Source organism: Cedecea sp. (genome assembly GCF_036500665.1).
Lineage (GTDB): Bacteria > Pseudomonadota > Gammaproteobacteria > Enterobacterales > Enterobacteriaceae > Cedecea.
In genome coordinates this window covers 1-11186 of the sequence record NZ_DASYBS010000167.1, presented here as the reverse complement: position 1 = coordinate 11186, position 11186 = coordinate 1, and the positions used below count along the sequence as shown (strand labels likewise).

General features: G+C 55.6%; 10 protein-coding genes and 2 pseudogenes. All 12 read left to right on the top strand.

Annotated elements, in window-relative coordinates; all coding sequences use genetic code 11:
- A partial coding sequence (locus tag VGM55_RS26115) for a type VI secretion IcmF C-terminal domain-containing protein (protein WP_331637174.1) occupies positions 1-388 on the top strand: 388 nt, incomplete at its 5' end.
- Positions 388-1975: pseudogene (gene tssA / locus VGM55_RS26110) on the top strand (type VI secretion system protein TssA). The gene VGM55_RS26115 and the pseudogene tssA, both read left to right, overlap by 1 nt.
- A 443-nt stretch (positions 1976-2418) precedes the next feature.
- Complete coding sequence (locus VGM55_RS26105; protein WP_331637173.1) at positions 2419-3045, top strand: hypothetical protein; 627 nt, start codon at positions 2419-2421, stop codon at positions 3043-3045.
- A 388-nt stretch (positions 3046-3433) separates the two neighbouring features.
- Complete coding sequence (tssF, locus tag VGM55_RS26100) at positions 3434-5188, top strand: type VI secretion system baseplate subunit TssF (protein ID WP_331637172.1); 1755 nt, start codon at positions 3434-3436, stop codon at positions 5186-5188.
- Positions 5152-6237 carry a type VI secretion system baseplate subunit TssG gene (gene tssG / locus VGM55_RS26095; protein WP_331637171.1) on the top strand — a complete coding sequence of 362 codons (1086 nt, stop codon included), beginning with the start codon at positions 5152-5154 and terminating at the stop codon, positions 6235-6237. The genes tssF and tssG overlap by 37 nt, the downstream gene beginning before the upstream one ends.
- Positions 6215-6757, top strand: coding sequence for a type VI secretion system lipoprotein TssJ (tssJ, locus tag VGM55_RS26090; RefSeq protein ID WP_331637170.1), 543 nt, complete (start codon positions 6215-6217; stop codon positions 6755-6757). Before tssG ends, tssJ begins: the two co-directional genes overlap by 23 nt.
- Before the next feature lie 2 nt (positions 6758-6759).
- On the top strand, positions 6760-7215 hold the full coding sequence (gene tssE, locus VGM55_RS26085) for a type VI secretion system baseplate subunit TssE (RefSeq protein ID WP_331637169.1): 456 nt from the start codon (positions 6760-6762) through the stop codon (positions 7213-7215).
- Positions 7216-7258: 43 nt separating this feature from the next.
- Positions 7259-7645, top strand: coding sequence for a type VI secretion system ImpA family N-terminal domain-containing protein (locus VGM55_RS26080; protein ID WP_331637168.1), 387 nt, complete (start codon positions 7259-7261; stop codon positions 7643-7645).
- Positions 7646-7675: 30 nt separating this feature from the next.
- Positions 7676-8494 carry a VasL domain-containing protein gene (locus VGM55_RS26075; RefSeq protein WP_331637167.1) on the top strand — a complete coding sequence of 273 codons (819 nt, stop codon included), beginning with the start codon at positions 7676-7678 and terminating at the stop codon, positions 8492-8494.
- Between the two features lie 139 nt (positions 8495-8633).
- Positions 8634-10328 carry a methyl-accepting chemotaxis protein gene (locus tag VGM55_RS26070; protein WP_154185730.1) on the top strand — a complete coding sequence of 565 codons (1695 nt, stop codon included), beginning with the start codon at positions 8634-8636 and terminating at the stop codon, positions 10326-10328.
- A gap of 136 nt (positions 10329-10464) precedes the next feature.
- Positions 10465-10743, top strand: coding sequence for a VF530 family protein (locus tag VGM55_RS26065; protein WP_331637175.1), 279 nt, complete (start codon positions 10465-10467; stop codon positions 10741-10743).
- A gap of 2 nt (positions 10744-10745) precedes the next feature.
- Positions 10746-11057: pseudogene (locus tag VGM55_RS26060) on the top strand (VOC family protein); the annotation flags it as partial.
- Between the last annotated feature and the right edge of the window lie 129 nt (positions 11058-11186).

Sequence of the window (11186 nt, the reverse complement as noted above, 5' to 3'; positions counted from 1 at the left end):
AAAACTGCATTACTTTAACCAAATGGCCGACTGGCAGTCATTCCGCTGGCCGGGAGAGACGTATAAGCCGGGTACTATGCTGACCTGGACTTCAACCAGCGCCGGTGCGCGTCTGTTCGGGGATTACAGCGGTACCTGGGGCTTCATTCGCTGGTTGGAGCAGGGTAAACGCCAGCAGCTCGATCGCAGTCAGTGGATGATGAGCTATACCGCGCCTGACGGCCGCACCCTACAGTGGGTGCTGAGATCGCAACTAGGCAACGGCCCGCTGGCTTTGCTGGCGTTACGCAACTTCAACCTGCCTGACAAGATATTCAGTGTGGATGCCGCCGCAACGGCGCAGGCACTCACCGGTACGGAGAATGTAGCCATGGATGAGATGGAATAATGACGGCATTACAAAGCGTACTCCACGCCTGCGGAGCAGATGAAAAAACCGTACTGAGTAAAGCCCGGACTCGCAGCGCTGAATGGGCCAACTGGCTGGCCCCCATCAGCGGCAATGAGCCTGCCGGTGAAGACCCGGGCTACGACGATGATTTCCAGCGCATTCGCGAAGAGGTCAACAAGCTTTCCGGTATCGATACCGGGCTGATAGGCCAGTTGGCCGAAAAGCTGCTGACCACGACGGCCAAAGATATTCGGGTTGCCACCTATTACTGCTGGGCGCGCCTGCACCAGGATGGCGAATCCGGTTTTGCCGAAGGGCTTGAACTGCTGGCGGGATTACTGCAGCGCTATGGCACGCAGCTCCACCCGCAGCGCGATCGCAGCCGTAAGGCTGCGCTTGAGTGGCTGGCCGCCACCCGCGTGCTGGACAGCCTGTCACTGTATCCGGAAGTGGTGCGCGAGGAGGCTCAACGTACCACCGGCGCACTGCTGCTGATTAACGAAAGCCTGGAGACTGAACCGGAAGAGAGCCGGCCGCAGCTGAATGCCCTTTATGGCGCGCTGGAGTCGCGCTTAATGAAGGCGGGCGGTGTGGATGCCGTCGTTCCTCAGAACGCCAGCAGCACTACACAGGTAAACGGCAGATAAAGAGACGCCGCTACTGGGCCGTATCACCTCCGGGCAGGATTTGCTGGCTCAGGCCCGAACCCTGGCCGGATACCTGCGCGAGCAGCCGGAAGGCTGGCTGGCGGCGCACCGGCTGATGAAAAGCCTGCGTCATGACACCCTGCACAGCATTCCCGCGCCGGACGCGCAGGGGAGAACCCGTATCGAACCGCCGCGCGCTGACCAGCGGGCAATGCTCAAGCGTCTGTACCTGCAGCAGAGCTGGTCAGAAATTATGGAGCAGGCGGACAGCGCCTTCTCTCGTGGCGCTAACCACCTGTGGCTTGACCTCCAGTGGTATACCCATCAGGCTCTGCAAAAATCCGGGCAAGAGGTGCTGGCCGACATCATTATCGCCGACCTGAAAGGGCTGCTGCGCCGTCTCACCGGGCTTGAAACGCTGGCGTTTAATGACGGCACGCCGTTTGCCGATGAGGTCACGCTGAACTGGATAAACCAGAGCGTGCTGGACGATATGTCCGGGTGGCGGGATGAACCCGTCAGCGCCGCCAGCCAGATCGACAACGATATTCTGGCACTTGAGCCGGAAGCCCTGGAAAAAGCGGACAGTGAGGGTCTGGACGCCACGCTCCACTGGCTCCAGACGCGCCCGGGGACAGACTCTACTCGGGATAAATGGCTGTTGCGCCTGCTGATGGCCCGCGTGGCCGAGCAGAAGGGCAAGAATGAACTGGCCCTGCATCTGCTGGGGGAACTGGACGGCGTTGCACAGTCCATCACTCTCACACAGTGGACACCGTCATTGCTGTTTGAAGTCAAATCACGCCGCCTCAGGCTGCTGCGCATGAAGGCCGCCCGCAGCGAAACCGATAAATCACGCTTACAGCCAGAGATGGACCTGCTTCTGGCCGGTCTGATTGCGCTCGACCCGGCAAGCAGTGCGGTGCTTTGCGGATAACCAGGACTGAATTCAGCTAAAAGGGAAGTTTTCATTGATATCAGATTATTCGTGGGCTAATGAGAGTAGCTCCAACCTTTCCTTGGAGCACTTATCCGGTACCAACATGCCTTTTCAGGCTGAGAAAATGATGTAATTAAATATGCAGATAAACAGTAGCTTTTAGATATTCAGAGTGCAATATTTGATTTTTGCGAGCATTCTGACGGAAATAGTAGATGGCATTGACATTCCGAGATTATAATTATTTGAAGATGCTAAAGTCTTCGTCTTGATGTCTATTTTGGGCGAGGTGATTATAACGGTGGGTATTGTAAGTGAAATAATTAAGCAATTTAAAAACACACTGGGGAGTTGACATGTTTATGATCAATATACAGAAAGTCTGTAGTGGTTTATAATTTATTAACTTATCATAATTGACTAATGATAAAGGATGTTAAATGCATTGTGCTAACTTTCTCTTGATTTTTGAAAGAAGTATTGTGTTTTTTTTAATGTTTTTACTTTCTGGCTGTTATTCCTTGGATCAAAATGAATTTTGTCCCTTCGGGATGAAGATTGAGAAGGAAACTAATTATAGCAAGCCAATAATCGTTGACGCCAGAGAAAATAAAATACCAAAAAAGAAACAAAGTGATATGATTTTAGCATCAAGAGCCTTTTCATCTAAAGTTATAAATGATACTTATGATATTTCTGAGTATTTATGTACTGGTGAACAATTACCTGAAGATAAATATCAGCGACTATTCGAGATAGGAAAGATATATCTAGATTCAGGTGTCGCGTATCCGTGGAGGTGGCAAATGGGGGTGTTAAAAAAGAACGTCTTGCAGCAGGGCTTAGAACAAAATGACTCCAGTCATATCATAACGGGAACACTTTGTGTTATTGGATTATGTACGCGTGAAGAACATAACTCATTTTGCAAATTCAAGGTTCGTGCTTATTTAAAAGACCAAAAAATGATGAATAAACTTAATGATTATTATATTGCCAGTAAAGGCTATAAAAAAACCTATCCTAGTACTAAAAGTGTAAGTTATTGTGAGGGGCCTAAATGGTAAAAGCATTGAATTGAGAATAAATAGTTAATTGAATAATGTTTTCCATGGGGGCGAGTAACCTTTAGCAGTGGTCAAAGAGCGCTGTAAACTCAGTCTGGCAGACCAGTATCTCGTCGTTGTACTCAACTTTTAATCCAGGATAAGTCCAGTATGGCCTAGTCTCAGTATTTTTTACAGAAATCCTCTCTCGAGCCGCTTTTGACCGCTGGTTCAAATCACGCCGCTGCGCATGAAAGCCGCCCGCAGCGAAACCGATAAATCGCGCTTACAGCCGGAGATGGACCTGCTTCTGGCCGGGCTGATTGCGCTCGACCCGGCAAGCAGTGCGGTGCTTTGCGGGTAGTTATCTGTCATCGCCACCTTTAAAACAAAAAATAATCAGGTATTTATGGACGACTTAACCCTGCGTTATTACGACGCTGAAATGCGCTACCTGCTGGAAGCCGGTGAAGAATTTGCCCGCGCTCACCCCGAGCAGGCGGCAATGCTCAATCTCGATAAAGCGGGCGCGCGCGACCCGTACGTGGAGCGTCTGTTCGAAGGTTTTGCCTTTCTGATGGGGCGGCTGCGCGAGAAGCTCGACGACGACCTTCCTGAGCTGACCGAAGGGCTGGTCAGCCTGCTGTGGCCGCATTATCTGCGCACCATTCCTTCGATGTCGGTGGTGGAGTTCACGCCGGACTGGCGTGAAATGAAAGAGCCGATGCGTATCGTCAAAGGCTTCGAGGTCCACTCCAGACCGATCGGCGAAAAAGCCACGCGCTGCCGTTACACTACAACCAAAGAGATGCATCTTCAGCCGCTGTCGCTGGAGCAGGCAAGGCTTGCGACCGACGCGGATGGGCGCTCGGTTGTCACGCTGCGCTTTAGCTGCGGCAGCCTGGCGGACTGGAGCCGTATCGACCTCAGCGCTATTTCGCTGTACTTCAATGCCGATGCCCCGCTGGCCTGCGCCATGCATGAAGCCTTTACCCTGAATGTGGCCCGAATGTGGCTGCGTATGCCCGGGGATGTGGACAGCAGGCCGTTCGACGGGCATTTCACCGCCGGGGGTTTTGGCGATGACGATACCCTGTGGCCAAAGGGAAGCAGTAGCTTCAGCGGCTACCAGCTGCTGCTGGAGTACTTTACCTTCCGCGAGAAGTTCATGTTCACCGGCCTGCGTGGGCTGGAGACCGTCGCTTTCCCGGCGGCGCTGCCGTGGTTTGAAATCGACGTGGTGCTGAGTGAACGCTGGGAGCATGACTTCAGCTTTACTGAAAAGCATCTGCGCCTCAACTGCGTGCCGGTGATTAACCTGTTCCCGCTGGAGTCCGACCCGTTAACCCTGAATTCATTGCAAACGGAGTATATGCTGCGCCCGATGCGCGTCCAGGATGGCCATACCGAGATTTACGCCGTGGACTCGGTGATGTCATCCAGTCAACATACTTACGTCCCGTTCTCCAGTTTCCGTCACAAAGGCGGCATGATGCGCCATGAAGCCCCGGAATATTACTACCATACCCGCGTGCGCCGTGGTCCGTCCGGGCTGCATAACACCTGGCTTATTCTCGGTGGCGAAGCCTTTGATAACCACACCGTGCCGGAAGATGAAAGCCTGTCGCTGACGCTCACCGGCACCAACGGCCAGTTACCTCGTCGGGCGCTGCAAAGCACGGTGCTCGATACGGTAATGAAAACCACCTCAGCCAGCATCGCCGTGCGCAATCTCTGCGCCCCGACGCTGCCGTGCTATCCGCCGGCGCAGGACCGTTTTCACTGGCGCGTACTCAGCCATCTCGGCAGCGGTTTTCTGTCGATGATGGACAACGCCGACGTGCTGCGCGGCACCCTGGCGCTCTATGAGTGGACAGACAACGAGATGAACCGCCGCCGTCTGGAGGCCATCATCGATGTCAAACACAGCGAAACCGAACGTTTTGAACAGGGCTATCTGGTGCGTGGCGTACAGATTGAGGTGACGCTCGACAGCCACGGATTTGCCGGGCGGGGCGATATCTGCCTGTTCGGCGAGATGCTGAGCCGTTTCTTCGCGCTTTACACCGATATCTATCTGTTTAACCGCCTGATTATCATTCTGCAACCGACCGGAGAGCGCCTGGAATGGGAAGAGAAGCACAACCGCCGCATTCCCGGCTAACCCCGCGGCTGGAAGCCGACCTGCACCGAATCAACTTTTACCGTTTCTGCCAACTGCTGGAGAAGCGTTACCCGGGGCAACCTCTACTGGGTGCGACCAGCCATCCTGCGGATGACCCGGTGCGCTTTGCGCCCCATCCGGGAATGGGGTTCCCGGTTAGCGAACTGAAAGCGGTTGAGTACGACGAAGACGATGACAGTAAACCCCCGGTTATCCGCACCACCTTTATGGGGCTGTACGGGGTTGATTCCCCGCTGCCAACGGCCTATCTCGATGACATCACCCAGCGGCGGGAAGGGCACGAAGCGCTGCAGGGGTTTCTGGATATCTTCAGCCATCGCATCCTGACGCAGTTTTACCGCATCTGGCGGAAATATTCTTACCCGGCTACGTTCGAACCCGGCGGTACGGACAGCATTTCTCAGGCGCTGCTGGGCCTGGTAGGGCTGGGGATCCCCGGTACGGCAAACCATATCGCCACGCCGGTATCGCGCTTTCTGGCGCTGCTTGGCGTACTGCGCCAGCCGGGTAAAACCCAGGAAGGGATGCAGGCGCTGGTAAGCCTGCTGGCGCCGGATACTACGGTGAAGGTCAGCCCGTATTGCCTGCGGCCGGTGGAGGTGAGTCAACCACTGGGCTTCTATGGTGATGAAGATTTTCTGCTTGATGGCAACACGCCGCTCGGTGACGAAGCGATGGATGCTAACAGCCAGCTGCTGATTGCCCTGTCGACCGAAAACGTGCAGGAATCGAAGGGCTGGAAACCGGACGGCCTGCTGTATCAGGACTTTCTGGTGATGCTGCGGGTCTATCTGGGCTGGCGCTTTAAGGCAAAAATCACCCTGACTACCGCGACCCGGCTGCTGGGGGTTCCGCCGCTGGGTGACGGGCCTTTTTGGCTTGGCATGAACGGCGTACTGGGGGCTGAAGAGGGGGAACTTCAGGACGATATCCCGCAGACCTTTACCACGGAACTGGGCTACTACACCGGGCTGGAGCCTGCGACACCACAACAAGGAAACCGACGTGTTACGTACAAGTTTAACTAAAACCGCGCGCTGGCTGCTGCCGCTGTTGGCTGTCAGCCTGGCGGGCTGTGGCCTGACGCAAAGCGTCAGTGACGGCACAAAATCAGCCTTCACCGCCGTGTTCTACAAGAAAATTAAGGTGCTGCATCTGGATTTTACGGCGCGTGAAGCGCTTAACACCGATGCCAGTGAGAGCCATTCGCTTTCAGAGTCGGTAGTGGTGCGTATTTACCAGCTCAAAGACCACAAAACTTTCGACAAGATCGTCTACCAGCAACTGCTGAAGGACGGTGAAACAGCTCTTGGTGCTGACCTGCTTGCCAGTCGCGATGTGGTGATAAAACCGGGCGGTGATGTCAGTCTGGATATGCCGATGGAAGCCGATGCCCGGTTTGTCGCCGTCGTCGGGCTGTTCCGCCATCCGGATATGGCGAAAAATGCCTGGAAGCTGACGATTGACCGTGAAGCGCTCGACCCGGATAAGGCCCGCGTTATCGAAGCGGGGAACAACCATCTGACGCTGATCCCCGTGAAGGAGTAGTTATGCCCCAGTCATACCGCACGCCTTCTCTGTATGACATGCTGGCCGGCAACTTCACCGGCGGCCTGGATCTCCATCAGGTCAGCGAAGAAAACCAGGTGATTCTGTCGGTGCTCGATAACATGCAGCGCATCCTCAACTGCCGCGCAGGAACGCTGGCGCACCTGCCGGACTATGGCCTGCCGGATATGACCAAAATCCTGCAGGGTATGCCGGGTAGCGCCCATCAGTTGATGAGCACGCTCTCGGAGGTGTTGCTGAAGTACGAGCCACGGCTGAAAACGATTAACGTAGTGCTGCTTGAGCAAACTCAGCCGGGCGAACTGCGTTACGCCATTGACGCGGAGCTAAAAGGGGTTGGCCTGGTCCGCTACGGTACCAAATTTATGCCGGAAGGCAGGGTAATATTACGCCACCTGAAACACCAACAGTATCTAAACAATAAAGTCAGCCTCTGACGGCTCCGCGCTTTCTCCGCTCAATAATCAGAAGAACAATCCCGTGAATAATCGTCATAAAATCAAAACCGGCGGCGATCCGCGCGCATTGCCGGACTATGGCCTGCTGCGCGATGAGCTGGCAAAACTTTCCCATCCTGCTCGCCCGGACGTGGACTGGCGTAACGTCGAGCAGCTCAGCCTGTCGCTTTTCAGCCAGAATGGCGTTGAGCTGCAGACGGTGGCCTGGTATACGCTGGCGCGAACCCGGCTGGCCACAATGGCGGGGCTGAATGAGGGGCTGGCGCTGCTGGAGGCGCTGATTGTACATCAGTGGGGCGTGATGTGGCCGCAGCCGGTTCACGCCAGGATGGAGATCCTTGCCGGTTTCAGCCATCGCCTTCAGTCGCTGCTGAGAACGCTCACCCTTCAGTACAGCGATCTGCCGTAGGTTTATCTGGCCGAGCAGCACCTTAACGCTTTGCGTGACGTCCTTCAGCGTCTGGAGCTAAAAAATGCCAGCAAGATAGGTGAGCTTTGTACCTTTATGCAGAACGCGGCCATCAGGCTGGAAAATGCGGATGCCGGGAGCGGTGAAAGCGTGACCATTGTGCTACCTGCCTCACCGCAAGAGAGCGTCAGTGCGCCACTGGCGCGCGAACCGCTGATTTACGTCACTCACGAAAAGACCGCCGCGCCACGCATCGCCGTAGTCAATCAAGAACCTGCACCACGCAAAACATGGAAAAGCTTCTCTGCAGGCATGTTGACCATGCTGTTGATGGGGGCCGCAAGTCTGATGGGTTGGCGGCAGCTTAATCCTGTCCCCGTCAGCCCGCTGCCGCTGGCTGCGGATGAAGCGGCGCTGGAGAATCTTAGCCAGCTCTCGCCCCTGTGGCAGCAGTATTATGGCTATGCGCTGGCCGGGCGCGCCAGGCCAGAACAGGTTGAAGACCTGAAAGCGCAATGGTCACGCTACCTGAACGGCGGCGCTTTACCCGTCGAGGCGCTTTCAGGCTGGCACAAGGGCATGGAGGGCCTGAACGATCTCACCCGCCGGCTCAACGCGTTGGACGAACGTAAAGGCAAATACCTGACCGGCTCTGAGCTTAAATCTATGGTCTTCACCATTACGCAGCATTTCTCGCGCAGTACGCCGCTGGAAGAGCATCTGTATTTACTGACCCAATCCCCGGCAGGTGCGCCGCTCCCCGATGGGCAACTGACGCAAACCGATCTGCAGTTCCGGCAATTGCTGAATCGCTATGCGCTGATAAAGCAACAGGCGGAGAAGCGCTAAGCCAAACCTGTGATCCACTTAACTTTCCATCACTTCTTTAGCATCGTTAACGCAAATCTGTGACGTGGCGCGTAATGTTTTTACGCGCCGGGGCCGATGACCTCTGAAGGGAATTCCCCATACAAAGAGAGTCACGGACATGTCGATAAAAACTCTGACCCCACAAAACGGCGTGCGCTTCTGGCATCACATCAGGCTGGTGCCGCTGTTTTCCTCTATTCTCGGCGGTATTCTGCTGCTGTTTGCGTTATGTATCGGTTTTGCTGGCTACTTTCTTATCCAGAGCGACCGCGCGCTTCAGGACGTCACGGAAGAAATTCAGGTACGCATGGGGCTGGCGGACAGCGCCAACCATTTGCGAACGGCGCGCATCAACCTGATCAACGCCGGGGCGGCAAGCCGCGTGGCAGATATGGACCAGGTCAAACAGAACGTGGCCAATGCCGAAGGGCTTATCAAGCAGGCGCAGGATGGCTTCAACGCCTATATGGCCCGCAAGGTAAAAACGCCTGAAGATAGGGCGCTGGACAAAGGGCTGCAGGATGAATTTGCGGCCTATCTCGAAAAAGGCATGAAGCCGATGCTGAAGTTCGCCAAAAACGGCATGTTTGAGGCGATCATCACCCATGAAAGCGAGGTCGTGCGCAAGCTGGACAGCGACTATGGTACCAACCTGCAGAAAGCGGTAAGTATTCGTACCGAGCGGGCAAACGCGCTGAGAGCAGAGGCCGACAGCCGCACCAGAAGCAGCGTGGCGCTGATGGCCGGGGCATTTGCGCTTGCGCTCTTTATGACGGTGTTTACTTTCATTATGCTGCGTCGCGTGGTGATAGGCCCGCTGCAGCGTGCGGCGAAACGCATCGAGCACATTTCCGAAGGCGATTTAACATTGCCAGCAGAAGCGACCGGCAACAGCGAAATCGGCAAGCTCAGCCAGCACCTGCAGCATATGCAGCAGCAACTGGTCAGCACCGTGAGCACCGTGCGCGAAGGTGCAGAGGCTATCTACCAGGGCTCGAGCGAAATTTCTGCCGGTAATAGCGATCTCTCTTCCCGTACCGAGCAGCAGGCGGCGGCCATCGAGCAAACCGCCGCCAGCATGGAGCAGCTTACCGCCACGGTGAAACAAAACGCCGATAACGCACATCATGCCACCAGGCTTGCGGAAGATGCTTCGCAGAAGGCCAGTGACGGCGGGCGTATTGTCTCTGGCGTGGTCAGCACGATGGACAATATCTCCGCCAGCTCGACGAAAATCTCTGAGATCACGGCGGTAATCAACAGCATTGCTTTCCAGACCAACATTCTGGCGCTGAACGCTGCCGTTGAGGCTGCCAGAGCGGGGGAGCAAGGCCGAGGATTTGCGGTTGTGGCAAGCGAGGTGCGCACGCTGGCGCAGCGCAGCGCCCAGGCGGCAAAAGAGATTGAAGGGCTTATCAGCGAGTCCGTGTCGCTGATTGATTCCGGCTCCCGTCAGGTTGCACAGGCGGGCACCACGGTGACCGGGATTGTGGAGGCCGTTCGCCGCGTGACCGATATTATGCTGGAAATCGCCGCCGCGTCTGACGAACAAAGCCGGGGCATTCAGCAGGTCGGGCAGGCTATTCACGAGATGGATAACGTTACCCAGCAGAATGCCTCGCTGGTGGAAGAGGCTTCAGCCGCCGCCGTTTCCCTGGAAGAGCAGGCCGCACGGCTTACGGAAGCGGTAGGGACGTTCCGCCTGAAAGCCGATTCTTCTGCAGCATCGAAAAGTCGTTATGTCGTTCCTTCTTCAGCTTCCCAGTCAGCGCGGCCGGTTGCGGTTTCTGCCGATAACTGGGAAACGTTCTGATTTAAACCCCCTCTGCGGCTCAGCGATGGGCCGCCTCTCACTTCTTTTCACTTCTTCGGGATCGCCGCCCGCACCTTGTTGCGCCTCGCTGGCAGAATCAGTAAGGTGTGCGCAAATTATCGAAATATCCGGAAAAATCATGAGTTCAAAAGATCCGCTGCACGGCATTACTCTTGAGGCGCTGCTGACCGCGCTGGTTGAGCGTTATGGCTGGGCGGAAATGGCGCGGCAGGTGAACATTAACTGCTTTAAAAGCGACCCCAGCGTTAAGTCCAGCCTGAAGTTTTTACGCCGCACGCCGTGGGCGCGTAAAGAAGTGGAAGAGATGTATATCGCCTCACTCGACGAGACTGACGTGAGCGACGCTCCGGCGGAAAGCCCGTGGGCAAACTGGCAGGCTAAAAATAAGGAATAATCATGCTAACCGGCCTGAATCACCTTACGCTTGCGGTGTGCGACCTGGAACATAGCCTGGCTTTTTATCAAAGCCTGCCGGGCATCAGGCTGCACACGCGCTGGGACGCCGGGGCGTATCTTTCCTGCGGTGATTTATGGCTTTGCCTCTCCCTGGACGGCATGGCCGGAGAGCGCCCGATCCATTACACCCACTATGCCTTTAGCGTAAGCGCCGAGGCTTTTCCTCAGGTTGTTAAAACGCTGGAGCAGCGCGGCGTTCAGATCTGGAAAGACAACCGCAGCGAAGGGCATTCTTTCTACTTGAACCGCCCCGGAAATCCTGGAGACTAAACTCCTTGAGAAAGAGGCAAACAGGATGACTAAAAATACGCGTTTTTCCCCTGAGGTCCGCCAGCGGGCCATCCGTATGGTTCTGGAGAGTCAGAACGAATACGACTCACA